Source organism: Seonamhaeicola sp. ML3, from assembly GCF_023273855.1.
Taxonomy (GTDB): Bacteria; Bacteroidota; Bacteroidia; order Flavobacteriales; family Flavobacteriaceae; genus Seonamhaeicola.
The window spans coordinates 466669-492509 of the sequence record NZ_CP096884.1 but is presented as its reverse complement, the minus strand read 5'-3'; the positions used below and the strand labels follow the sequence as shown (position 1 = coordinate 492509).

Here is a 25841-nt window from a genome sequence, read left to right as displayed (position 1 = left end):
AAAACAAACAAAATGATTTCAATAAATTTAAATACAGAAAAAATGAATAAACGATTAATAGTATTCGTAATGGCCATTATGTTATTACCACTAACAGGGATGGCACAAAAAGATATTTTTGAAAAGTATAGCGACAATCCCAACGTAACATACGTAAACATAAAACCAAAAATGTTCCAGATGATTGCAAAGGTTGGAGTCGATACAAGTGATCCAGAGGCCAAAGCATTTATGGATATGGTAAAAAGTATTACCAGTTTTAAGACTATCGTAACAGATAGTAAAGAAATATCGGCAGATATCAGTAAATGGGTAAAGTCGCGATCTAACAGCCTTGAAGAGTTAATGGAAGTTAGAGACGATGGTAGTGAAGTGAAGTTCTATGTAAAAGAAGGCAAAGATGAAGACCATGTAAAAGAACTATTGATTTTTGTTAATGGAATAGATAAAGTGATGGATGATAAAATTGAAATCAATGGTAAGCAAAGAAAAATAGAAACGGTAGTTGTGTCTTTCACAGGCGATATAGACTTAAACGAGATTTCTAAGTTAACCGAAAAAATGAATATTCCAGCTGGAGAACATTTAGAGAAAAAATAATCATACCATCAATCATGCAACGAACAGTAAAATATATTCTTTATACCCTTGCCGCAGTTTTCTTTGTAAGCTGCGGCGATGGTGTTAGCTTACAACGCTATTATGTGGATCATCAAGAGACCAAAGACTTTATTGCTCAAGATATTCCAATCTCCTTAATGCAACTCGATCAATCAAAGTTTACAGAAGAACAGCAAGAGGCCTATAATTCTGTGAAGAAATTGAATTTTCTTGGTTATAGAAGTTCAGACTCAGACCTGAAGGTTTACAATGCTGAAATAGAAAAAGTGAAGACCATTTTAAGTAATGATGAATATCAAGATTTAATTGAATTTAGTGATAGAGGAAGAAAAGTTGTGGTTAAATATGTTGGTGACGACGAATCGGCCGATGAAGTTGTAATTTTTGGAAGTGCTGAAGACCTTGGCTTTGGAATTGTTCGTGTGCTTGGAGATGATATGAAACCAGAAAAAATAGGAGTACTGATAAACAGTCTTCGAAATGCCAATTTAGATCAAAGTCAAATTCAGGATATCATGAATTTTTTTGAGTAGCTAAAGGAATACACAAAAAACATAATTTAAGAGTGTCTAAGGGGCACTCTTTTTTTTTGAATTTAAATATGATTAGAAGTTATTCCTCAACTTCGACTTCAATCTCTTCTTCTTTTGGAGCAAACGTTTTAGTTGAAACAAGGTTGATGATAATGGCTAAGAAAAATATAGTCAGTACAGTGAGAACCAAGAAGTTGTCTAGTGTTCCAAGTAGTCCTGTGACGAAAATGCCCACTACAATTAAGCCGCAAAGTAATAATGATTGGTTGTCGCTTAGCATCTTATTTTTTTAAATCCCGGTATAGTTGCTAGGGGTAATACGTTTTAATTCCGCTTTTATTGTGTCAGATACCTCTAAGGTATCAATAAAATTTGAAATAGAACTTTGATTTATCGTTTCATTGGTTCTGGTTAAGCCTTTTAAGGCTTCGTAAGGATTAGGGTAGCCTTCTCTGCGTAAAATCGTTTGAATGGCTTCTGCAACAACGGCCCAGTTATTTTCTAAATCTAAAGCGAACTTGCTTTCATTTAAAAGTAATTTGTTCAACCCTTTCAAGGTTGCTTTAAACCCAATTATCGTGTGGCCAAAAGGTACGCCAACATTACGTAAAACTGTACTGTCAGTTAGATCGCGTTGTAATCTTGAGATTGGTAATTTAGCAGATAAGTGCTCAAAAACGGCATTGGCAATACCCAGGTTTCCTTCGCTGTTTTCAAAATCGATTGGATTTACTTTATGTGGCATAGCCGAACTTCCAACTTCACCTTTTTTAATCTTTTGTTTAAAGTAATCCATAGACACATAAGTCCAAACGTCGCGGTCTAAATCAATTAATATCGTGTTGATGCGTTTAAGACAATCAAACAGTGCCGCCATATGGTCATAGTGTTCTATCTGTGTTGTTGGAAACGAGTGGTGTAAACCCAATTTTTCTTGTACAAAAGTATCTCCAAAAGCTTTCCAATCAATATCTGGATAAGCCACATGGTGAGCATTAAAGTTTCCGGTAGCACCACCAAATTTGGCAGCACTAGGGATATCGTTCAATAAATTGAATTGTTCTTCTAAACGGGTTACAAAAACAGCAATCTCTTTACCTAATCGAGTAGGGGAAGCAGGTTGTCCGTGTGTTCTTGCGAGCATAGGAACATCTTTCCAGGCTTCGACTAATTCTTTAAGTTTATTTAAAACCGTAAAATATTCTGGGACATAAACATCGTTCATGGCCTCCTTGATACTTAATGGAATGGCCGTGTTGTTAATGTCTTGCGAGGTCAATCCAAAATGAATGAATTCTTTGAATTGTGATAATTCTAATGCGTCAAACCTTTCTTTAATAAAATACTCTACAGCTTTTACATCGTGGTTAGTTACGCTTTCAATTTTTTTTATGGCTAGCGCATCTTCCGCTGTAAAATCTTTGTAAATAACTCTAAGGTCTTCAAAAATGGCATGGTCTACATCTGTAAGTTGAGGTAGAGGTAATTCACAAAGCGCAATAAAGTATTCTATTTCAACTAAAACACGATATTTTATTAAGGCTTCTTCAGAAAAGAAAGGCGCTAGTTCATTGGCTTTACTTCTATAACGACCATCTATTGGAGAGATGGCATTTAATACAGATAATGACATGTTATGTTTGATTTTTAAGAAGTTGCAAAGATAGGTTTTTTAGATAGAAGACAGAAGCTACATGCAGGAAGTTTTAGTGTCATTTTCTATCTTTTTTTAGTTTTTTAAGGATGTGTTTAGCTCTGGCTTTAAAGGCGGCACTTTGTAAATGAAAATTTCGTTCCAATATCGTAATCAATTCTGGGTATACCCAATCGTATTCTTTGCCCAAAAGGAATAAGGTTGACATGCTGTAGGCTTTTGGGGCAACTTTTTCGTCGTTTATAAGGTAATCAAAACAGGTTTCAATGATACGTTCCTTATGAATATTGGTTAAAGTATTTTGTATGATGTTTTTGGTTTTGTCATAATAAGCAGTAACCACAAGCTCACAAACTTTAGCTACTGGTCTTACGGCAGAATCTATGTGGACTTTATGTATGTTTTCTGTGAAATAGTCTAGGTATGGGGCAACTGTTTCGATATCCTTGCTGCACATAAATTCGAAAACCCACGCCGCACGAGGCGATAGTTTATCATCAACTTTAAATAAGATTTCTAATAGTTTGGGTACTAAATGAGGATTGTTAATTACCAAATTTGCATAGTAAGTTCGTTTTTCTCGAGAATGATTTACATAGCTCAGTTCGTTGTAAAGTTGATTTGAAGTCAAAAGGAATTTGTTACTTTTAAAACATAAAAATAAATGTTTTTTGAATTTTATGAGTAGAAAATTATTGATTATTGGTTTTGTTTGGCCCGAACCAAAAAGCTCTGCGGCAGGTAGTAGGATGATGCAGTTAATAGAGACGTTTCAATTGGCCGATTATGAAATAACTTTTGCGAGCACCTCTTCTAGGTCCAATAATGCATTTAATTTAAAAGATATAGGCGTTACTCAGGTCTCCATTGAGCTTAATAGTTCTAGTTTTGATGATTTTATAAAAGCACTGAATCCAAATGTAGTTATGTTCGATAGGTTTATGACCGAGGAACAGTTTGGTTGGCGTGTGGCAGAACACTGTCCAGATGCACTCAGGATTCTTGATACCGAAGACCTACATTGTTTACGAAAAGGGCGGCATCAAGCTCTAAAGGATAATACGGATTTTAACAAATCATACTTGTTCAACGATACAGCTAAAAGAGAAATAGCCAGTATATATAGATGTGATTTAACCTTAATAATCTCTGAAGCTGAGATGGATATTTTAAGTGAGGATTTTAAGGTTGATGAGTCTTTGCTGTTCTATTTGCCCTTCATGTTTGATTATATACCCTCTGATACATATTCAGAACTCCCAGCTTTCGAAGAACGAAATTACTTTACTACTATTGGGAATTTTTTACATGAACCTAATTTTGATGCAGTCTTGCACTTAAAGAAAAACATTTGGCCATTAATTAGGCAGCAAATTCCAGACTCACAAATGCATATATATGGTGCTTATGCTTCGCTCAAGGTAAATCAGTTACACAATTCTAAAGAAGGCTTTATAGTTAATGGGTTTGCAGAAAGTGCCAGTGCCGTTCTAAAAAAATCAAGAGTGTGTTTAGCGCCCCTGCAGTTTGGTGCGGGTTTAAAAGGTAAGATCTTCGATGCTATTAAGAACTGTACGCCCTGTGTTACAACCAGTATTGGGGCAGAGGGTATTTATGGCAACTATCAACCAAATGGATTCATAGAAAATAATCCCCATGCGTTTGCAGATAGAGCAGTGGAGCTCTATACCACAAAAGTACTTTGGCAAGAAAAGCAAAAGTTTGGCTTAGATGTAATTAATGAAAGGTTTAGCAAAAGAGCATTTCAAGAGGTCTTCATTAAAACCGTTCTAGATATTTCTATCGAGCTATATGAACGCAGGTTGAATAATTTCACTGGGCAAATGTTGTTTCACCATTCTTTGCAAAGTACTAAGTTTATGAGTAAGTGGATAGAGGCTAAGAATAAATAGTTTGGTTTAGCTAATTAGCGCAATAATGACTAAATTTATTAATTCGAGTAAAATAAGCTGTATTTTTAATGATATGGGATTTTAAATTTAGATTTGTTTTTCCTTTTCTGCTTTTTGTTGGGTTAATTTGTGCGCAAACTAATGTGCCTCCAGAAATTATTGCGACCGGAGATCAGAGTTATTGTTCAGGGAACCCAATAAATATAGCTACAGATTTTGATATAATAGATCCCGATGATACAGGAATTGAGGCATTTTTTATTCAAATTTCTGAAGGTTATACTTTTGGTGAAGATGTCTTATTGTTAACAGGAAACCATCCAAATATTGGCAGAACTTGGGATCCGGTACAGGGGAAACTTACGTTTTTTAGTATTGTTCCAAGCACAACAATCTTGTACGCAGATTTAATTGCGGCTGTTAGAGATGTGGTTTACACTACAACCCCTAACACAGAAAGAGTTGATAAGATATTTTCTTTTACCATTGGCGATGCTAATTTTTTACCATCAACAGGTCATTTTTATGAATACATCCCAAATTTTGGTATCACATGGACGCAGGCAAGAGCTGCAGCTGCTTCAAGTACATATTTTGGCTTGCAAGGCTATCTAGCTACCGTTACTTCTCCAGAAGAAGCGCAAATAACCGGAGAACAGGCTGCAGGTGCCGGATGGATTGGAGGTACCGATGCTGCAACCGAAGGGGTTTGGCAATGGGTGACAGGCCCAGAAGCAGGCACTGTTTTTTGGAATGGTGGTATAAACGGAACCTCACCAAACTTTGCGAATTGGAATGTAAATGAACCAAACGATTGCTGTAGTCCTAATGGTGGAGACGAAAACTATGCTCACATAACTAGCCCCAATGTGGGTAATTTAGGTAGTTGGAACGATTTGCCCTTAGCGGGAGATCCTGATGTTACAGGAGATTTCCATCCACGAGGCTATGTTGTGGAATATGGCGGTATGCCAGGAGATCCTGTAGTAAACATCTCTGCGAGTACTAAAATAAGTTTTCCAAGTATTACAAGCCCAATTGAGACTACTACAGTATGCGGACCACAAAATGTTACTTTAGAAGCCATTCCTAGTGATGGGGATATTTTGTGGTACAATAGTATAAACGCATCCACTCCTATTTTTACGGGCAATATATTTATAACACCCGTAATACAAGCTACAACGAGTTATTTTGCTTCAGTATCAGTAAATGGTTGTACGGAAGGTGAACGTGTTGAGTTTCAAGTGGTAGTGAATCAAATACCCAATGTTGAGCCTGTGGTAACGTTTAAAAACTGTGATGTAGATGGCACACCAGATGGGATTACAGTATTTAATTTAGAGGAATTGAATAATGTTACAACTACTGAGCCTTCCAATACTATAACAGTTACCTACCATAGTTCGATTACAGATGCCGAGCAGGGAGACAATGCCTTAACACCTTTTCCTTACAGTAACGGCACTTCAAACACCGTTTATGGGCGTGTTGAAAATATTAATACAGGCTGTTTTAGTGTATCTCAAATTAATTTGGAAGTAGCGACCACAGCATTATCCAGCGATTTTGTTTTAAGCATTGATGCTTGTGAGAATAGTGCCTCTGCTGGATTTAGTAGTTTTAATTTAGCAAGTCTTTCAGCTAGTTTTATGGGGCAATTTCCATCGGGACAAAATTTGAGTGTTCATTATTACAATACACTTGCCGATGCGCAATTAGAACAAAATGAAATCATTGATTCTGAAAATTACAGAAATAAGTCTCCTTTTTCTGAAAGTATTTATGTGCGGATAGAAAGTATGGATAATGGTGATTGTTTTGGTATTGGTCCAAATGTTTTGCTAACTGTAAATACAATACCAGAATTTGAAATAGAACAGTCTGAAGTGTTTTGTATAGATGGTTCTCCGGTTGTGCTTTCAATTGTAAATCCAAGCGATAGTGGTCTTACCTTCGAATGGCAGGATACAAACGGTAATATTATTGGTAGTTCAAGCACAGTTTTCGTAGATGCTGAAGGTGTGTATAGTGCCACTGCAACATCTCTGGAAAACTGTGAATCTGCACCGGTTTTTTATGAACTGTTAACCTCTGGTGTTTCTACCATTACTTTGGATGACATCACTGTGGTTGATTTGTCCAATAACAATACCATTACCATAGATGTTTCTAACCTTGGAATTGGTGATTATGAATTTGCCTTGGACAATGAATTCGGGCCCTACCAAGAACAGTCGGTTTTTGAGGGTGTCCAGTCAGGCAATCATAAACTTTATGTTAGGGATAAAAACGGATGTGGAATAACTGAGTTAGAAGTATTCGTTTTAGGTTTTCCAAAGTTTTTTACTCCAAATGGCGATTTACAGCATGATACATGGAATATAATAGGTCTTGGTCCTGAATACGAAGCTTTGTCAACCATTAGAATATACGATAGGTATGGTAAATTTTTAAAACAAATAAATCCAGGAGAAGCCGGATGGGACGGAACTTTTAATGGGCAAACATTAGCGGCATCAGATTATTGGTTTGTTGTAAACCTTGTAGATGCCTCTGGGAATTCAAGAACGTTTAAGGGACATTTTAGCTTAGTAAGGTAGTGCCATTATTTTACAAAGCCTCTTATTAAATTTTAGTATATTTAAGATGTTGTTAATCAAAATATTATATCATGAAAGTGTTTTTTAGGCTCGGTTTTATTAGTCTGTTTTCAGGACTATTGATTAGCTGTAGCTCCGAACCATCCAACCCCATGGCGATAATAATTGGGGCTTCATTAGAGGCTTCAATATCTAATAATACGAGTTGCTCCACAAATATCAATTTTGAAGATTTAGATAATAATGTTTATGCATACAGGGCCGATGCTGGATTTGCTAAACCTACAGTACAAGCGGGTGGTCATAGTACTATAGACGAAAGTACAGATTTAGGTTTTAACATCTTTATTGATCTTGATAATCTCGAAAAAGAAAATTATACTATTGATGATGCCAGTGCCACAGTTGGCTCGGCCTATGTGTTTTATAGGGTTGGTACTACCGAGTATTTTAGTACTGATAATAATACAGGCAGTTTAGTTGTTGAAAGACTTGAATTGGACTCCGATAGTGGCATGGTACTTTCCTTAAGAGCTACTTTCAATAATGTTGAAGTTGTAAATGTTAGTAACCCCAATGATGTTAGGTGTATCAACAAATTCAAAATATCATATTAGTATATATAATTTCAGTATCGTGGTCTAAAGTTATATTTAATGAAAAAGGAAATATTCCGTTTGCCTGATGCCGATATAGAACTGCACAATGATTTTTTCACTAAAGATGTTGCAGATAAATTATTCCAAACTTTAAAATCAGATATTATTTGGCAACAAGATCAAATTAAGTTTTTTGGAAAGATTTATGATGTCCCCAGGCTCACAGCTTTATACGGTGATGGCAATAAAACATATAAATATTCTGGAATAACAATGCGACCTCATCAATGGACTAAAGAGTTAACTTTTATTAAAGAACGTATCGAGGAGGTGTCTGGTATATCTTTTAACACTTGCTTGCTTAATTATTACAGAGGCGGTATGGATAGTAATGACTGGCACCAGGATAACGAGAAAGAACTCGGTGAAAATCCTGTTATTGCTTCCGTTTCGTTTGGAGAGACCCGTCCCTTTCAACTTAAGCATGTATCAAGAAAAGATCTTAAGAGAACCGATATACTGTTAGAACATGGTAGCTATTTGTTGATGAAAGGCACTACACAACATTTTTGGAAACACAAAATACCAAAAACGAAAAGACCAATTGATTCAAGAATAAATCTTACTTTTAGGATTATTAAAAACTAATCGAAGCATCTATGCAATTTGCTAAAAGGCTCAAGCAAATAATTATCTTGGTGATAATAGTTGCTGTCTTTTTTTCATGTAGCTCTAATAAAGACAGCAACAAACAAAAAAAGAATGGTAAGCCCAATGTCGTTCTCATCTTTATAGATGATATGGGGTATGGAGATTTAGGTTGTTATGGAGCCACCGGGTTTGAAACGCCCAATCTTGATCAAATGGCTGCCAATGGCATGACGTTTACCAATTTTTATGCTGCTCAGCCCGTTTGTTCGGCATCCAGAGCTGGTTTATTAACAGGTTGCTACCCAAATAGAATTGGCTTTTCTGGTGCTTTATTCCCTCATCATAATGTTGGTTTAAACTCAGATGAATGGACAATTGCCGAAATGTTCAAAGAACAAGATTACGCCACGGCATGTTTTGGCAAGTGGCACTTAGGTTGGCAAGAAGAGTTTTTACCATTACAACATGGTTTTGATGAATATGTCGGGCTGCCATATTCTAATGATATGTGGCCCCATAGTAATATAGATGGGCACGAACTTCCCGAAGATAAGGGTAGAGGAAAAATGCCACCGCTTCCTTTAATAGAAGGTAACATGGTTATAGATACCATTTCCAGTATGAAAGATCAGGATAAGCTTACTACACTTTATACTGAAAAAGCAGTTGACTTTATAAATAGAAATGCTGAGAAGCCATTTTTTGTTTACCTGCCACATACCATGGGGCATATTCCGCTGGGGGTTTCAGATAAATTTAGAGGAAAAAGTGAACAAGGGTTTTATGGCGATGTTATGATGGAAATTGATTGGTCGGTAGGAGAAATTAACAAAGCGTTAGAAAAAAATGGCATTACTGATAATACCATTGTGATTTTTACAACAGATAATGGGCCATGGCTTAATTTTGGCAATCATGCGGGGTCCTCTGGAGGACTTAGAGAGGGAAAGACCACTAGTTGGGAAGGCGGTCAAAGAGTTCCTTTTATAATCAATTGGCCTAATAATATACCGGAAGGTGTTGTATGCAATCACTTAGCCTGCGCTATAGATTTACTGCCAACATTAGCATCAATAACGGAAGGTAAATTGTCTGATAACAAAATAGACGGAGTGGACATTACTTCTCTTTTTAAAGGAGATTTTAATACAAATCCTAGGAAAACCATATGGTACTATTTTGGTAAGAATAATTTAAATGGACTTAGAAAAGGTAACTGGAAATTAGTTCTGCCGCATTCTTGGAAATCATATAACGCAAAACCTGGAAACGACGGCCATGCAGGAAAGCGTATTAAAATGACCATAGAAACTCCAGAGTTGTACAACATGATGCGTGATCCTGGCGAACAGTACAATGTATATGAACATTATCCAGAAAAGGTTGAGGAGTTAATGTTAGAAGTTGAAAAGGCAAGAAAGGAACTGGGAGATATAAACGTGGGTATTAAAACAGGTAATGGCAATCGAAAAATTGGGCGGCTAAAACAATAAATTATTGAGATCACATCCTGAAATAGAACGATTAAAGCAATATTTAATTGACTTTAAAATAGATGTAAGAAAGACTAAAAGTTTAGATAGCAACAACCATGTTTTTTGGGTACGGTACACAATTAACGATGACTGTTGGGATATTCTTATTGATGATGAATTCAATCATTTTAGCGAACAAAATCCCCTTATAAATTTTTACTTAACTCTTGTAGCTCTGGAAGAGTATATAGAAAGCGATGATTACCTAGCTTGGTGTAAACTCTATAATTTAGATGCATCTAATATGAGTTGGTTAAACTATTATAAATCATTGAAAAAAACATACAAGCAAATAGAGCGTATTTTAGGTAAAATAGATTCTGAAATTTCAAGTTTCGACTATACCTTACAAACTGGTCTTGGAAAAGCATTGAGTGAATACACAGGGATTTAATCTAGTGCATTTAATAGTGTAATGGCTTGTCTTACACCTATCGTAGCAGGTTCTGCAATAACGGTAATGTTTTCCTTTCCAGATAGAGCAGGGTTGGGGTCTATATAAAAAACAAGCGTCTTTTCGGGGATATAATGCATTAATCCAGCAGCTGGATACACCTGCATTGAAGTTCCAATAATGAATAATACATCGGCAGAAGCGCATATTTCCACAGCTTTACTGATGAGCGGGACATCTTCTCCAAACCAAACAATATGGGGGCGTAATTGATGTCCTTTTTCACAATAGTCCCCCAAAACTAAATCGGTTTTCCATACTTTAATGTTGGTGTCATCATGAGTACTTCTAACTTTTAATAGTTCCCCATGAAGGTGCAATATATTCGTGCTTCCGGCCCTTTCATGCAAATCGTCCACATTTTGGGTTATTATAGAAACGTTGTAATTAGATTCCAAATTAGCCAAGTCGTAATGTGCACTGTTTGGTTCAACTTCAAAGAGTTGTCGGCGTCTTTGGTTATAAAAATCAAAAACCAGTTCGGGGTCGTTTGCAAATCCTTGGGGCGAAGCTACTTGCATAACATCATGGCCTTCCCAAAGTCCATCATGGTCCCTAAATGTTTTTACACCACTTTCGGCACTCATACCTGCAGTAAAACTTTTTGTTGGCAATTAATTTATTGTTCTAAATATTTTTTTTAATCATTTCAATTTTACTGGGCTTTGGTGGGGCTTAAACAAAAGTTTAATTGACTTGCTCAATTCTAATAAGCCTGATTTGATAGGTTTAGTTTATGGGCGGTTTAGTCTCTATTCTTAATTTAATTAAAAAAACTAAATATTTTGCGCCCACTTAGTTAAACCTATCAATTTTTGGTAAATCTATTTAATAGGAGAAAGGATATAAAAGATATAGCTCCCCACGTGCCATTTCGTACTAATACTTATTAATACAAAAATCTTAGAAAGATTAGATGGCACAAATTCCTCTATTAAAAATATCTGTAGGTGGTAGTTCTTGGTGCCGTGGCACTTCTGGATTACACCTATGATTTATCCTACTTTTTTACTACACAACCGAAGGTTAGTCTCTAAGTGTCTTTTAATGAATGGTTTGTATTGCAAATTTTCTAAATAGAAAGGTGTCACGCAGTATATATATAATAATATAAAGACAGGTTAAACCCTAATCCCTACTGATTTAGTAGGGAAACTTTGTCTTTTTGTGACATAATTGCCAGAAAAGTCAAATTAAAATAATTTTACGCAATGAATTAACGGAAGGTCAAAAGGAATATGGAAAGTAAAATAACACTCACAAAACGCAATAGTTTAGAAGAATTAAATGAACTATTTACCAAAGGCACACCCTTATCTGGCATAAAAATAACTTATGTAGAGCCTAATGATATAAAAACATATCATAAACCATTCTTTAATGTCCTCACTTCTAACGAGCATATAGTTATAGCAAACCAATATTTTAATGGAGAACCATTTTTAAGAGGGCAATTTGAGTTTATGCAAGTATTACTTCCAGAAAAAAGACTAAAATCCTTAAATCGGTTTTACAGGGTTTTGAACGGGATTCTAAATGGCTATCATATATGTACTAAAGCAAAAAAAGATTGCTTAGTAGCATTAGCGAACGAAATTTACTATCATTATACCCCTATTCATCATGTTTTCAAGCTAACAGAAGAGCGACTTGAATCATTTAAAAAAATTGAAGATATTATAGATAAGATAATCGAAAAACCTTCAGTTTTTAAAGGGCGTGTAAAGTGCTTACCAATTCTGTGGAATCCAGATTATGATTTGACTCCATATCAGAAATCGGATTTGACTAATAAAGATGGAGGTAAAACGATTTTAAATAAAAATCTTCAATTACTTATTAATGCCTACAGGGACGGAATGACCCAAGAGGAATTGGAAAAGAAAGTTCCTTTAAGCCTAAGTACGATTAAGAGGCGATGGACATCTATTCTTCAGAATCACAGTAATGAAAAGGATAATTTAAAAGCTGCATAATAATCTTATAAATTTTAAGTTATTATACTTTGATTTTTCATAATAGACTTTACCTTTTGTACTGTTCCTAAGGAAACGTCGCATAGCTTCGCTGTATTTCTCAAAGACTGCCCATTTTTAAGCTGTTTAACAACGTTTTTATACTTGTGTAGTACTTGTTTGTCAGATTCGGCAGATCCTTTTATTCTACCTTTATAAACACCTTTAGCTTTAGCAATAGCGATACCTTCTCTTTGCCTTTCCAAGAGAGATTCTCTTTCCATTTCTGCAATGTTAGCCATAACAGAAATAATTAATTTAAATGCATGGTTAGGTTTATTGTCAACTAAACTTTCTATGCCTAAATTATCTACTTTGAGTGTAATTTTATTTTTATTTAATATTTCTAAAGTAGAAAGTATATCATATAAGCTCCTACCGAGCCTATCAATACTATGTACAGAAATGTAATCAATATTGCCTTTTTCAATTTCTTTTAATATTTCTTTTCCTTTAGGTCTTTCTCTAAACGGTATAGCTCCACTAATAACATCAATGTATAAAACTTCGTTTGGATGCTTTTTCACAAGTTGCCTTTCCGTTTTTTGATTTCCAGTACTTACTCTTATGTATCTTGTTTTCATTTTCTATAAGTTGAATAAAGCCCCCATTTAGAGGGCTTAATATTTTACATTAATCTAAAATAATGGTTATTATGATTAGCATAGTCCATCATAATATCCGAAGCTGTTCTTTCCCAATCTATATGAATATAAGAAGGTAATTCAGGTTTCAAATCCCCCATTTCTTCTAAAAGAAGCTCTGTGAATTGAACATCGCTTAAAAACTCTCCACAATAAGATTCATTAACATTATCTAAAATTTCTTGAATATTATTTGCGCCTCCAAAGCAATGAATATAAGCTTCAACTATTTCTTCTTCATAACAACAATCTTCAATTTCTTCAATGATTTCATATATTTCTTTAGAAATATGGCACTCACTAATTAACCCTAAACTTTCTATTATTTCAGAACATTCGTAATCTTGAATCATAAACTCTGGGTCTTCCTCGTCCTTATGATATTCTTTAATTGCTTTTTGCAGTTCCAGATAATCAGAATAATCTTTTAATTTGAACCATTTTCCGTAAATGCTTCCATTGTTGTACTTGGCATAAGTACCAACATAAATTTGTACATTTGTCATGTCATTAAATTTTAATTAGCGTTAAACATTTTTTGATATGCCTTGTAGTACTCGTAATACTTCAAGGCTTTTTTTATTTATAATAAATATACAAAAAACCTAATTAATGTACTAATTTTAGGGTAGGTATATTTAGTATATTTTTATGTCTTTTTTTTTGTGAAGTATTATTTTTTGCCTGTATTGCAATTAGGCTATAATCTAAAAATAGCACGTTAATTGTTTTATGATAACATTCTTATTTATTAAGATTTTTATTATGGAAAACATTCCAAAATTCGAGCTGTTTTAAAATGTTGAATTTGGATATGCAGGGGGTATTCCAAAAGATTTAATACCAGAGTTTTGTATGGGGGGTTATCGGTACAGACAGGGGCAAATATGCAATTTTTACAAATCGACATAAACCTACAAAAAACCATACAAAGAGATTTTAAAAAATAAAGAAAATAAAATAATTAGAACTTCTGTAATCTCATATATAGTAAGCGTTTCGAAGAATTGAAAGTTCGGAAATTATCCGATTTAAAAAATTAAAGTTATTTTGTTCTGAACGTGGATTTTGGGCAAAAAATGGCATTTTGGGCAAAATGGGGGTTATCAAGGTGTTTTTGCCTAAAAAGACGTTTTTTAGATGATTATTAAAGACCTACAAAAAACCATACAAGGTAATTTATAAATCAAATTTGTTAAATCAACAAAAATTCAACTATATCAAGGATTTTAAGCATTTTTATAGCAAAATTTTAAGGTGTTCAAAATTTAAAGTTATTCAATGTCAGTTAGAAATTTAGTGATAAAAACTGGCTAAATCTATGCTTTTTAGGTACATGCTCGCAAAAGGACATAATTATTACCCAAAAAGTGGTTTTTTAAAATTAAAATGAAGTGTTTAAGTGAGTTATTAATATATTTCTGATAATAATATTTATGACAATAGTATTGTCAAGTTTAATGCGAAAAAATATTCCTTTTTTTCAATAAGAGTGGCATATACTAACTTGGTATTTCTTCTAACAAATTTATTTGACTAATACTCGGAATCATACACATATCTGCCCTTTTTATTTTCCCTTTTTGAGATTCAATTAGTAGTGTTACTATTTTAGTTTGATTTCTTTTGCTAAGGTCTATTTGATATAGCACAATACAATAGTTATTACGATATAGACCTAATCTTGCTATTATTTTTATATCGGAATTTAAAAATTGCTTTAATTTTTGTTCAAAATACTCCAAATAGTTTTTTTTATTCTCAATCTCACTAAAAACCCATTGAGAAGTATATTGAAAGCCATCAGCTAAATAATCACTATATAATTTGAATTTAAGTGGTTAAACGCTCTTGCGTAACTTGAAACTAATTCCTTATGAGATTTTAACTTCATTGAAAAGCCTTTTGTATTTTTTGTATTGATAAAACAAGTATGTAGTTATTAAAGGATGAATAATTACAAATATCCAAACATTAATTGCTTCGTATGAAACACCTATAATTTTAGCTGTTTCTCTTAATATGTCAACACAAAACTGAAATATTGAGTCCATTTTCTATAGGGAGTTTAATTTATTAGCGTGATTAAGAACTTTTTTAGCAGCTTCGTTTAGAGAATATTTTATTTGCTCATCACTCAATAGTGAATTAGGTGCAGAAGTTTTATAAACGGTTTTAGATATTTCTTTAGTTTGATTTTCTATCAATACTTCCATATATCTTTTAAGATAGTCTGGGTTTTCCCTGATTTCTTCTGATGCTTTATCTAACCCTAATGTTAATGTTCTATATAACCTATCTTCTGTAAGTTTTTGCAAATCGTTCATTGCCTTTTGCTGTTTATTCATAACATTTTCAATACTATCCATTGTTACCCTGTTTATTTGAGGCTTTGGATTAGTTTTGTTAACTGCCTTATCAGAAATATTAAATATTATTATAAATACAACTACTGCTATTCCAATATATACAAATGCCATAAATACACTTTTATCAATATCACATTAATTAATTACTCAAAGAAAATCGTTTTAACTACACCTCTTATATCTTCTTCGTATATAACGAAGTACTGGTTACTGTAATCAGAATTATATAATCTACCTATTACGGTATAATCGATACCACTCAAATTGTCTAAATCTTTAACAGTCAATACAGCTTTTGTTGCTTCTTTGTCTATCCTAATTGCCTTTTGGATATATGAGTTTGGGTTTGATTCGCTTTTTTCCATTGAACCGTCTTTGAAATGTATTTCTAATGTAACTCTTGCACGGGCAGGTGCATTAGGAACACTAATAACGAAAAAAGCATCTTCGTTGTTCAGAGGATAAACAGTGTTTTCATCAAATAGGCTACAATTTACCCAATCATCTTGCTGTTTAGTATGAATAGCACTTTGGTTTCCCCTTTTGATTTCTGTATCTGAAATCTTTTCAAACTCATATTTTGTTCTTGTTGCCGACGTATTATCCGAATTTGACCTAATTACGGCAAAAGAGTAATAACTTTCGGTTATTTCTTCTTCATAGCTGACATCAAAGCTTCCTGCTTCATCTCCTATACAAGATTTATCACATAATTCAATAAAACAAAAGTCATCAGTAGAAAATTCATATCCTGCATCTATCCAAGTACTTGTTAACCATACACCTCTTATCCATTCTGGTGGGTTTAAAGTAGAATCATTATTTGAATCTGTATTATCAACGGACGTAGATGAACAGCTAAAAATTATAGTAATTACTATTATTAATAATATTAGATTTTTTTTCATTGGTAGGTTTTGAGGTTTTTATATTGTTCAAGCAACAATTAATCTTAGAGATAACCGTAAGCTTAAATTCAAATATATAAATAATATTTAATACAGGGCGTATACGCCCTCTTGTTAATACTGTCAAACCTATAATTTGTGACATCATTCAGGTTGATAATGTCACTTACAAAAGAAGAAAAAAGTTATATAAAAAAGTTAGGTAAGCGTATCGTAGCAATTCGTGAAGAAAAAGGAATCAAACAAAAAGAACTTTCAGATTTGCTTGATATGGACGATGGCTCTTTAAGAAGAATAGAATCAGGAAGAACTAACCCAACTACCACTACGCTTTTAAGCCTTTCTAAAGCTCTCAATGTTGATGTTTCTGAACTATTCCAATTTAAATAATAGCCGTTAAATTCGATGCTATTTTAAAGTTAATTCTTTCAAATTTCATTTATTCTTTTAATTTTATTGTTTCGTACCACTTAATAAAATAATGAAGTTAATAATTAAAATTATTTATGAACTTAAACCCTTTCATTTGGATAAGTAAAAAGTATTTACAGGAAGTAATTACAAAAGAGGTTACTCCTATATCGAGTCTAACCAATAAATTAGAAAAAGAAAATATTGGTTTAAATCATCATGTAAAAGACCATAAAGAGCGAATATCTAAACTTGAGGATAGGTTAAGAGAATACGAAATTAAAATATCTTCATTCAACACTGCTATAGATGTCGTTAGAAGATTAAATTCCAACAATCAAAATAATATTAATAATAACCTTTTAGATAATGAGTAATATTCAAATTAGCGAATTAGAATTATTGTCTAATAAGATTGAGGCAAATACTGCCACTTTAGATGATTATAAAAAATATGAATTTATATTATTAAACTCTGGCTTAACCAAAGATTATATCTATACTTTTTTAAATAGAGCAGGTTTTAATAATTGGGAAGAATTTGCACTGGCAAGAAAAGACAAGCAAAAAGAGAAAAATATTGGTACAGCTATAATAGGAGGTATTATTGGATTAGGTCTTGGTCTTATATTAAATGCTATGTTTAAAGACGAATAATTGTTCTATAAAACAATGAAAAATGATGGTAAAAATTTTGAAAAATTAACCAAAGAGTTCTTCTCTTACTTATTCAACAAGTTAGGCTATATAGTTCATAAAGAGCGTATCCAATTTAATGGGACACAAGATGGCTTTGATGTTCAATTTATTATCAGTGAAAATTTAATTGAAAAATCAATTTATATTGAATGTAAGGACTATTCAACAGATTTAAAGTTTGGGGCAATTTACGCCAAAGCTCATGACTTAGAATCAAATTATACGCTCAAAAAAAACGATTTGGCAATATTTATCAGTCCAAGAGCCAATTTTGGAAATAATAGAAATGCTGAAAAGTCCGAACCAATATTAGATAAATTTCCATTTACAATAAGGCTTTTGGAACAGTCAAATGGAGTAGAAAACTTATTCGCTCTAAATAAAAACATCTACAAAGAAATTTACAAACATGAATGTAGTCTCAAAATAAATGAGAATGAGGAAATTGAAAAGTTTAAAAGCATCATTCTTTCAAGAGGAAATTTTAGGAAAGTCATAGTTAGCGAAGAGGATAAAGAAAAATTTATTTCGAACGCCAAAAAATGTTCAAATTATATTCCACGAAATCTAATTAAGGAAAAAAAAGCTAAGAAGTCTCATAGATATTTATATCATGAAGAAGATGATTCAGATAATCTAATCTCAATAGTTAAGGACAATATTTCAAACTCAAAAAATGATGGGTTAGCATTGTTAGGCAATCCAGGTTTAGGTAAATCTGTAGAATTAGCTGAACTGGCACAATATTTTTGGAAGAATAGAGAAGAAACGAATACCATTCCTTTTTACAGAGTAATAAACAGTTTTACAGTTGATAGTAAAATAAGTGATTTTCTTCCAAAAGATTGGGATAAGATACCTAACCTTTTGATTATTTTGGATGGCTTGGATGAAATATCCTATATAAATGAGTTTAAGGCTAAACTCCAAAACTTCATTTCTAATAACAAAGATGAATTTAAGAATATTTATTTTGTTCTTAGTTGTAGAACCAACATTTATGAAAATATTGTAAAAGGAATACCAAAATTTGAATGCTTTTTTCTTGACAGTATAAGCTATCAAAGCGCAATAAATCATTTACAGTCAGCATTCAAATTTCCACGTAAAGTAATTTTAGGCTTACATGTTAATGAAGACCAAAGAGAGTTTTTAGAAAACCCTTTTTATTTAAACCTTTTCGGAGAATACTATTCGGAAAACTCCAGTTTACCAAAAAACAAAACTGACCTAATTGAAAAATACGTTGATAAAAGATTAGAGGAAGATAGAGTTAGAAAATTTCAGAATAAAGAATATGACAAGTCTATAATATTTTCTGCATGTAAAAAAACTGCATTAACCATAGAGGCAATGCAATCAAGAGTGATTGAAGATTCCGAACTAACAATGTTAATTCCAAATCATAAGGCAGAACTAATCAATTCTTGTTTTATTGAAAAAGTTTACAACGCAGATAAATGGCAATTTGAGCATAAAAACCTTCAAGAGTATTTTGTCTCAAAAGCCTTGATGAAGCTTCCATTTGATGAAATTATTAGCTTTATTAGTCTTAATTCTGATAATAATAAAACACACCCTTCATGGTTAAATTCAATATCCTATTTGATTAATGATTTAGAATCAACTGATGAAACTTATATAAATTTAACGGAATGGCTTAAAAAATACGATTCAGAAGTTCTATTTAAATCTGATTCAGACAGAATATCTAAAGATATAAGATCAGATGTTTTTCAAGATTATTTTATTAAAAGGTGTAAGGTTAACACTTTGTGGATAAGGACTAATGATAGTGAAACAATAAAAATTGCCAAGTTTGGAGACGACGTTAAAAATATCGATTTTTTAATCTCTGAAATAAATGACACAACAAATCATAGAAGAACAAGAATATCAGCTTTTGATTTATTGACTCACATGAATTTAAGAGAAAAAGAAGAAGAGATAAAGTCATTAATATTAAATTATTTGGACGATTCTAATGATGATTTCGATTTAGATGCTAAATCAGATTTATTAAGGTTTGTAAAACGATTAGAATATCATTTAGATGAAGAGTTTTTCACAAAGCTATTATCTAAGATTCAAGAAAATGATTATCATAGAATTTTCACTTCCATATTAGAATGTTTTCAAAAAGAATTGTTCTTAAACGAAAAATCTGTTGACCCTAACAAGCACATAAGTTTCATAAAAAATATAGCTCAAAAAATATCTGGAAATAAAAAAAGAAAGCATAAAGAAGATAGGAACATAGCATCTAATGAAAGACAAAATTTAAAGAATGTTCTTTTACAGTTTAGAGATATTGACTCATTTTTATTTGCTTTAGATTTCCTATTAGTTAGAAAAGATAATTATCATCTTAACGAAAGCGAAATCACAGAATCTATTCAAAGGCTTTCTACTATGTATTCTAAAGAAGCTAATATTTTAGATAAGGTTGTGAATTTTATTTACAGAGGCATTGAAAAAAGGTTATATCTTTTTGATTTTGAAAAAGATTTTTCTGAGTTTTTCAAAATCACAAATACTCAACATGAAGCCTTTTTAAAATTCTATGTTGTTAGAAATAAGATTGGAATGCGGTTTATGTCGCACATAGCTACTGATAAGTGTATTGTATTTTTAGCGGAAGAATACAAGAAAAGTAACATTAAAGATATAGCTGTACTGCATTTCAGAAATAACTTGAGTTGGCGAAATTTCGAATTAGCAATAGAATTTCAAAGTCTTATTTTGAAGGATACAAACTATGATTTTAAAGGAGATATTTTAGAACAAAAAAAGAGAAGTGAATGGCAGCAATTTCATGAGGTTAAAGAAAGTTTAAATTTTGATTTATTATTTAGTAAAAACAAATTAATAGAATTAGTAAAAGTTTTATTCACTAATCTACAATCAGAAAAAACAAGTTGGGAGAGTCTTCATGAATTTGAGAAAATATATTGGGAGAGTCTTGAATTACAAAAGTCCATTCCACAATTAGTCATTAATATTGTTCATGAGACATTACGTCATTCTAATTCCAAATATGTTACTTGTGATGATGTTCTTAAATTAGTCAACCGCGAATTATACCTAATAAAGAAAATTAAAGAAGAAATACATTCTAAGCGTAACAACAGACTAAACAAGCCCATAGAGATTACAAAAGAGCAATATGATTTTATCAATAACTGGTGCCAAGAATCGATTAAATCTATAAATCTTGAATCAGAATCTTTATTAGATAAAGAGGAATGTGATTTTCTTTGGTATTTTAGAAATCTACTTAATTTAAAGTATCCTGATGAAATCCTTTTAGAATTATTGGAGGTTGATGGTACAATGAATTTTAACGGACAGCATCATGGTATTGGCTATATATGTAAAATATTAGATAAATCTACAGTTGATGACAGGATAATTCGAAACATTGAAAAAGGCATTACTGTTGAGCAAATAAGAAAAAATCACTTTATCTATGCTATTGATAACCGTTTAAGAAAGGCTTATCCTAAAATAGAAGACTACTTATTAGATAACAATCAAAACCATTACTTTAGAAAAGAAATCTTAAAGAAATATTATCAAATTAACCCTTCTGTAGATTTACTTAAAAAAATTGCAAACAAAAATATGCAAGTAGAGATTACAGGTGATATAGTATGGTCAATTTTCGATATTCTAATTGAAAATAACCAAAGTGATTTCATTATTGATAAAATACTGTATTACTATAATGCAAATGATGAACACTTAAAAGAATTAATCACTATTAAATACCTTATTAAATCTAATTATGAAAAGGCATTCCTATATTTTAATAATTGGATTAAAGAGCAAAAGATATATACACGAAGAACTAAAAATAGTTTACGTACAGAGGACTTTCCTAAGCATAACAACCCAAAATCAATCCCATATATCATTGAATTAATTAAAACTTATTATGAAAATAATGAGTTTAAATTTGATGAGTATAGCAACCCAATAAGGTTTATTGTTGAATCAATTAATGCTATTGCTCAAAATAATTCTCCAGATGTGTGTAAACAACTTATTGAAGAGTTAGAAAAATGTAGAAAACCTCTTGACAAAAATGAACATGACCTATATTATCTTAATCAAGTCTTACTGGATTTAAAAGACATACATATAAAACTTGAATCTAAACCAATGTCCTTTCCTTCTATTGCAAGTAAAATGGATAAGTATCAATACTATTTTTCATAAAAATTACCAAAATAGTTAATTGTAATTATTCAATTATCTTTTTAAAACTTTCCTGCTTTTTATTACTTCCTCAATTTATTACAATACAAAGATTAACAACATTCCTTGTTTTGTTGAATTGGTGGGCAAGAAACTGTACCGTAAGAGCAATACACACAACAATCTCCTTCATTTGGTTTCAAAACCGATTTACAATTCTTGCATTCGTAGAAAAACTGACAAGCGTTTGTTGGCATTTCTTCAATTTTTTTATATCCGCAATTAGGACAAGTAATTTCTGATTTTAATTGAATTTCCATTAATTTTATTTTTTGTCGGTTACTTTATAACCTGTTGAGTTAATTGCTTTCTCGATTTCTGTTTCGTTGGTTTTGGTTTTGTCAAATTCTACGATTGCATTTCCATTTTCGTAAGACGCTTTTGAGTTTACAATTCCGTTGAGCTTATTTACTTCGTGATTTACGTTTTCTTCGCAACTCGCACAAGTCATTCCACTTATTTTAAATTCAGTCGTTTTAATGTCTGATTTGTCAACTACGATTATTTGCTTTTCTGTGTTTGGGTAGAAAATTCCTGAATAATATGGGAAAGCCAATGTTACAATTGCAAATACAGTTACAATCCCTAAAAAAGTTTTTGATTGCATAAACTTTGGCTTTTCGTCTGTCTCACATTCGCAGTCAATTTCTTTTTGAGGTTTTAGTTTTTGATACCAAGCAAAGAGAATGACTAATATGGTTAGCCCTATTAAGTATGGTCTAAACGGTTCAATCCAAGAAAATGTTGAAGCTACACCACTTGTTCCTACAATTAATGCCAAAATAGGTGTGATACAACACAATGAAGCTGTGATTGCTGTTAGGATACTTGTAACCGCTAATTTATTTTTCATTTTATTATTCTATTAATAAGTCTTATTAAAAGTCTTACGCAATACCATTTTGATATTACATCAATGATTTAATATCACTTGGAATAGGCATACGCATTAATGGTGGTACATTTGCACCACCAGTATTTCCAAGAGGAACGTGATTTATAAATGATTTCCAACCACCAGCAATTAACCTTATAATTTGACCGAATACTTCTTTAATATCTTTTTGTCTCAATCCAAATTTTAGCATTAGCCAATGTGAATAGGTATGTTCTATAGGGTAAGATTGCCCTATTATATGACTGCGCTCTAAATGATACCAAGCATTACTATACTGTTTATTTTCTAAACATAAACTGTATTGTTTTAATTCTTCGTTATAAGCCTTTTTAAGATGTTTAGGTATTTTAGTATTAAACGTCATATCCATTAATTTTGGATAAAAATAATTTAATAGTAAGTGCAATGGAAGTGCATTATGTTACCCACTACACTTATCACATATTCCTTTTACAACCAAGTTTACATTTTCCGAAATAAAGCCATCAGGTACTTTTATTTGAGGTATTTTATGGTCTGTTAAGCAAATGGTTTCATTGCAATTGTTACAATGAAAATGTAAGTGTAAATCGGTTTTTATATCACAACTACAACCTTGTTCGCATAATGCATATTTGGTAATACCTGTACCATCATCTATTTGATGTACTATTACTTTTTCCTCAAAGGTTTTAATAGTTCTATAAAGTGTCGTTCTATCTGCCTTTCCAAAAGCATTTTCAATATCACTCAGAGTTACTGCTACCTTTTTTTCTGCAAGAAACTTGTAAATCAACAAACGCATTGCTGTAACACGAATATCTTTTGACTCTAATAATTGTTCTATTGTTTCCATAATTAATCGTGGTCTTCGTTACCAAAAGGTTTAATAATAAGACCTACACTAAAAATAAAACCATCTGTAGGCGCATAAATCTCTGGAAATATAGGGTTTTCATACGGTGGTAGAACCAATGGCGAAAATCTACTTTGTCTTCTATCTGTAAAGTTTTCAAAATTCATAAACACACTACCCAATTTAAAATTACGCATTAATAATAAACCCATAGTAACAAAATCTGTTGTTTTTGTACCATTTGACAAGAATTGTTCTCCTGTGTAATAGGTTTCATAGCCTATTCGCCACTTATCAGATTCATACATTAATACACTACCCCCATTATGTTTTGCAGTTAATGGTTTTTGTGGATTACCAGCTAAATAATTTAGTTTGGTATCAATAAGCGCATAGTTTAAAAACCATCTAAAGTCCTTATAAGTAAATTTGATATTAGTTTCTGCTCCTTTACTAAAGATTTCATCAGGTGCATTTTCAAATTGAAACAAACCATTATTAGTTGAATTTAGAAGTAGTGCATCATTTATTGCAGTTACATAAAAAAGTTGATTTAAAGAGAACCCTATCTCATCAGATAAATGTGTTTGGTAATTTAAATCGAAATTAATACCATAAGAACGTTCTGCACCTGCTGTAGATTTATCTATAGCAAGAACATTTTCAAAGTTGATATATTCTGCTTCCTCTGTAAAAATGTCTGGAATTTTATACCCTAAACCACCACCAATTCTACTTGAAAATCCACTATTATTTTTATATAATAATGAAATTCTTGGTAATGGGAAGAATCCGAAATCGTTATTATAATCTGCTCTTAACCCTGTTTCTAATATCCAATTATCTGAAATATCGTAGATGTTATTTGCAAATACTCCAAAGGTTACATCTTTTTGGTCACGTTGTAGTGATGCATTATCATTTTCATCAAAATTTGAGGTATATAGATTAGCTCCAACTATCCAATCGGTTTTTACTGATGCTTTATTATATGTAATTTCAGTAAAGGTATTAGTTTGCTTGCCATCAAAATTGAAATCAGGAACTGTTACGTTTCTGTCAAAAAACGAGATACTATTTTTAAACTGCAATGAACTAATAGAATCTAACTGCGTTTGATATACAAATTGACTACTTAAACGTTTTGAATTGTTTTCTTCTGTATATTGATGAATCCCTTCTTCGCCACTTTCAATTTTAGTAATATCTCCACCAACTCTATCATCATACGTTCCATTAAGTCCGAACCAAACTATAGTTTTCTCCGATGGATAGTAAAACAATTTAGGATTGAAAGAAATTGATGTTGTTTTTGGTAGATTACTAAAGCCATCATCTTCTGGGTCATACGCCTTTTGATAGTGACCCGAACCGTAAAGTGAAACACCAAACTTTTCATTTCGTTTACTGTAAAAGATATTAGCTGTACTTCCTAATGCTTGGGTTTGTGTAAGCATAATATCTAATGCTGGTTCTTCATCGGGTGTTTTAGACACCATATTTACTAAACCTGCAATAGCACCACCGCCATATAGTGTTGATGAACTACCTTTTATTATTTCAAACTGTTTAAGGTCTAAAGGTGGGATTTGTAATATGCTTAATCCACTTGAAAAGCCACCATAAAGTGGAAATCCATCTCGCAATAATTGTGTATATCTTCCATCTAAACCCTGAATACGAATATTAGTACTACCACTACTTAAAGAAGTTTGTTGCATTTGTATTCCCGTACTTTCACGTAATACCATAGAAATATTAGTAGGGTTCATTATTGCTTTTTCGCCTAATTCTTCTGTTCCAATAAACTCAATTCGAGTAGGTATCTTTTTTACTGTTCTTGTACTGCGAGTAGATTGAAGTACAACTTCATCCAATTCGTTGCCACCTTCTTTAAGTTTAAATAATAATTCTGTTTTGCTTGGAACTTGAATTGTCGTTTCTAACGTTTCAAAGCCTAAAAATGAAATTATTACATGGTGCTGACCATTTGTTACTTCTGTAAATTCTGCAATACCTTCAAAATTGGTTACTGCTCCTTTTTCTAATGTTTCAAAATAAACCGTAGCACCCATTAAAGGCTCGTCTTCAGCCTCTGTAATGACTTTTATTTGTATATCCGATGTTTGTGCCTTTAGTGATAGGCAAAGTATTAAAATGAGCTTTATGCTCAATATGTATTTATTCATTGAAATATTATTGTAATTAACTAAAAATTGATTTAAAAACTGTGTTGTTT

Annotated in this window: 26 protein-coding genes; 13 read left to right on the top strand and 13 right to left on the bottom strand. The window is 32.1% G+C overall.

The window, feature by feature from the left end; genetic code table 11:
* The first annotated feature begins 12 nt into the window (after nt 1–12).
* Both M0214_RS02310 and M0214_RS02305 read left to right on the top strand, forming a co-directional pair.
* Nucleotides 13–600 carry a DUF4252 domain-containing protein gene (locus M0214_RS02310; protein ID WP_248723865.1) on the top strand — a complete coding sequence of 196 codons (588 nt, stop codon included), beginning with the start codon at nt 13–15 and terminating at the stop codon, nt 598–600.
* Nucleotides 601–614: 14 nt separating this feature from the next.
* Entirely contained in the window at nt 615–1154 is a 540-nt protein-coding gene (locus M0214_RS02305; RefSeq protein ID WP_248723864.1) for a DUF4252 domain-containing protein, read from the top strand.
* Between the two features lie 79 nt (nt 1155–1233).
* Here M0214_RS02305 and M0214_RS02300 read toward each other — a convergent pair whose 3' ends face one another.
* The 3 genes from M0214_RS02300 to M0214_RS02290 form a co-directional block, all read right to left on the bottom strand.
* Nucleotides 1234–1434 carry a hypothetical protein gene (locus M0214_RS02300; protein ID WP_248723863.1) on the bottom strand — a complete coding sequence of 67 codons (201 nt, stop codon included), beginning with the start codon at nt 1432–1434 and terminating at the stop codon, nt 1234–1236.
* Between the two features lie 9 nt (nt 1435–1443).
* Nucleotides 1444–2787, bottom strand: coding sequence for an adenylosuccinate lyase (gene purB / locus M0214_RS02295; protein ID WP_248723862.1), 1344 nt, complete (start codon nt 2785–2787; stop codon nt 1444–1446).
* A gap of 79 nt (nt 2788–2866) precedes the next feature.
* On the bottom strand, nt 2867–3439 hold the full coding sequence (locus M0214_RS02290; protein ID WP_248723861.1) for an adenylosuccinate lyase: 573 nt from the start codon (nt 3437–3439) through the stop codon (nt 2867–2869).
* 49 nt (nt 3440–3488) lie between these two features.
* Between M0214_RS02290 and M0214_RS02285 the strand changes: the two genes are divergently transcribed.
* The 6 genes from M0214_RS02285 to M0214_RS02260 all read left to right on the top strand — a co-directional run bounded on the left by M0214_RS02285 (nt 3489) and on the right by M0214_RS02260 (nt 10503).
* Nucleotides 3489–4721, top strand: coding sequence for a glycosyltransferase (locus tag M0214_RS02285; protein ID WP_248723860.1), 1233 nt, complete (start codon nt 3489–3491; stop codon nt 4719–4721).
* A gap of 68 nt (nt 4722–4789) precedes the next feature.
* Nucleotides 4790–7324 (top strand): T9SS type B sorting domain-containing protein, encoded by a 2535-nt coding sequence (locus M0214_RS02280; protein WP_248723859.1) that lies wholly within the window; start codon nt 4790–4792, stop codon nt 7322–7324.
* Nucleotides 7325–7395: 71 nt separating this feature from the next.
* Complete coding sequence (locus M0214_RS02275) at nt 7396–7941, top strand: hypothetical protein (RefSeq protein WP_248723858.1); 546 nt, start codon at nt 7396–7398, stop codon at nt 7939–7941.
* A 39-nt stretch (nt 7942–7980) separates the two neighbouring features.
* Complete coding sequence (locus M0214_RS02270) at nt 7981–8571, top strand: alpha-ketoglutarate-dependent dioxygenase AlkB (protein WP_248723857.1); 591 nt, start codon at nt 7981–7983, stop codon at nt 8569–8571.
* Between the two features lie 11 nt (nt 8572–8582).
* Entirely contained in the window at nt 8583–10067 is a 1485-nt protein-coding gene (locus tag M0214_RS02265) for a sulfatase (RefSeq protein ID WP_248723856.1), read from the top strand.
* 4 nt (nt 10068–10071) lie between these two features.
* Nucleotides 10072–10503 carry a hypothetical protein gene (locus M0214_RS02260; protein ID WP_248723855.1) on the top strand — a complete coding sequence of 144 codons (432 nt, stop codon included), beginning with the start codon at nt 10072–10074 and terminating at the stop codon, nt 10501–10503.
* Here M0214_RS02260 and M0214_RS02255 read toward each other — a convergent pair.
* Nucleotides 10500–11150 (bottom strand): Sir2 family NAD-dependent protein deacetylase, encoded by a 651-nt coding sequence (locus M0214_RS02255; RefSeq protein ID WP_248724922.1) that lies wholly within the window; start codon nt 11148–11150, stop codon nt 10500–10502. The genes M0214_RS02260 and M0214_RS02255 overlap by 4 nt on opposite strands.
* A gap of 651 nt (nt 11151–11801) precedes the next feature.
* On the opposite strand from M0214_RS02255, the gene M0214_RS02250 reads away from it, so the two are divergent.
* Nucleotides 11802–12539, top strand: a complete 738-nt coding sequence (locus M0214_RS02250; protein ID WP_248723854.1) for a hypothetical protein — start codon at nt 11802–11804, stop codon at nt 12537–12539.
* Nucleotides 12540–12553: 14 nt separating this feature from the next.
* Here the strand turns inward: M0214_RS02250 and M0214_RS02245 are convergent, their stop codons facing one another.
* From M0214_RS02245 to M0214_RS02230, 4 genes are all read right to left on the bottom strand, one after another.
* Complete coding sequence (locus M0214_RS02245) at nt 12554–13162, bottom strand: recombinase family protein (RefSeq protein WP_248723853.1); 609 nt, start codon at nt 13160–13162, stop codon at nt 12554–12556.
* 44 nt (nt 13163–13206) lie between these two features.
* Nucleotides 13207–13728, bottom strand: coding sequence for an antirestriction protein ArdA (locus tag M0214_RS02240; protein WP_248723852.1), 522 nt, complete (start codon nt 13726–13728; stop codon nt 13207–13209).
* A 1551-nt stretch (nt 13729–15279) separates the two neighbouring features.
* A complete protein-coding gene (locus tag M0214_RS02235) occupies nt 15280–15702 on the bottom strand; it encodes a hypothetical protein (RefSeq protein WP_248723851.1) in 423 nt (140 codons plus the stop codon).
* Between the two features lie 32 nt (nt 15703–15734).
* Nucleotides 15735–16499, bottom strand: coding sequence for a hypothetical protein (locus M0214_RS02230; RefSeq protein ID WP_248723850.1), 765 nt, complete (start codon nt 16497–16499; stop codon nt 15735–15737).
* A 138-nt stretch (nt 16500–16637) separates the two neighbouring features.
* Here M0214_RS02230 and M0214_RS02225 point away from each other — a divergent pair, with 138 nt between their 5' ends.
* From M0214_RS02225 to M0214_RS02210, 4 genes are all read left to right on the top strand, one after another.
* Nucleotides 16638–16889 (top strand): helix-turn-helix domain-containing protein, encoded by a 252-nt coding sequence (locus tag M0214_RS02225; protein ID WP_248723849.1) that lies wholly within the window; start codon nt 16638–16640, stop codon nt 16887–16889.
* 116 nt (nt 16890–17005) lie between these two features.
* The gene (locus M0214_RS02220) at nt 17006–17287 is read left to right on the top strand and encodes a hypothetical protein (protein ID WP_248723848.1); all 282 of its coding nucleotides are present in this window, start codon (nt 17006–17008) and stop codon (nt 17285–17287) included.
* The gene (locus M0214_RS02215; protein ID WP_248723847.1) at nt 17280–17567 is read left to right on the top strand and encodes a hypothetical protein; all 288 of its coding nucleotides are present in this window, start codon (nt 17280–17282) and stop codon (nt 17565–17567) included. The genes M0214_RS02220 and M0214_RS02215 overlap by 8 nt, the downstream gene beginning before the upstream one ends.
* A gap of 15 nt (nt 17568–17582) precedes the next feature.
* Nucleotides 17583–21830 carry an NACHT domain-containing NTPase gene (locus M0214_RS02210; protein WP_248723846.1) on the top strand — a complete coding sequence of 1416 codons (4248 nt, stop codon included), beginning with the start codon at nt 17583–17585 and terminating at the stop codon, nt 21828–21830.
* Nucleotides 21831–21922: 92 nt separating this feature from the next.
* Here the strand turns inward: M0214_RS02210 and M0214_RS02205 are convergent, their stop codons facing one another.
* The 5 genes from M0214_RS02205 to M0214_RS02185 are packed head-to-tail and all read right to left on the bottom strand — an operon-like array spanning nt 21923 to nt 25791.
* Nucleotides 21923–22129 (bottom strand): GDCCVxC domain-containing (seleno)protein, encoded by a 207-nt coding sequence (locus M0214_RS02205; RefSeq protein WP_248723845.1) that lies wholly within the window; start codon nt 22127–22129, stop codon nt 21923–21925.
* 5 nt (nt 22130–22134) lie between these two features.
* Nucleotides 22135–22722, bottom strand: coding sequence for a mercuric transport protein MerTP (gene merTP / locus M0214_RS02200; RefSeq protein WP_248723844.1), 588 nt, complete (start codon nt 22720–22722; stop codon nt 22135–22137).
* 55 nt (nt 22723–22777) lie between these two features.
* Complete coding sequence (locus M0214_RS02195) at nt 22778–23131, bottom strand: DUF3703 domain-containing protein (protein WP_248723843.1); 354 nt, start codon at nt 23129–23131, stop codon at nt 22778–22780.
* Nucleotides 23132–23188: 57 nt separating this feature from the next.
* Nucleotides 23189–23602 carry a Fur family transcriptional regulator gene (locus M0214_RS02190; protein WP_248723842.1) on the bottom strand — a complete coding sequence of 138 codons (414 nt, stop codon included), beginning with the start codon at nt 23600–23602 and terminating at the stop codon, nt 23189–23191.
* A 2-nt stretch (nt 23603–23604) separates the two neighbouring features.
* On the bottom strand, nt 23605–25791 hold the full coding sequence (locus M0214_RS02185) for a TonB-dependent receptor (RefSeq protein ID WP_248723841.1): 2187 nt from the start codon (nt 25789–25791) through the stop codon (nt 23605–23607).
* Between the last annotated feature and the right edge of the window lie 50 nt (nt 25792–25841).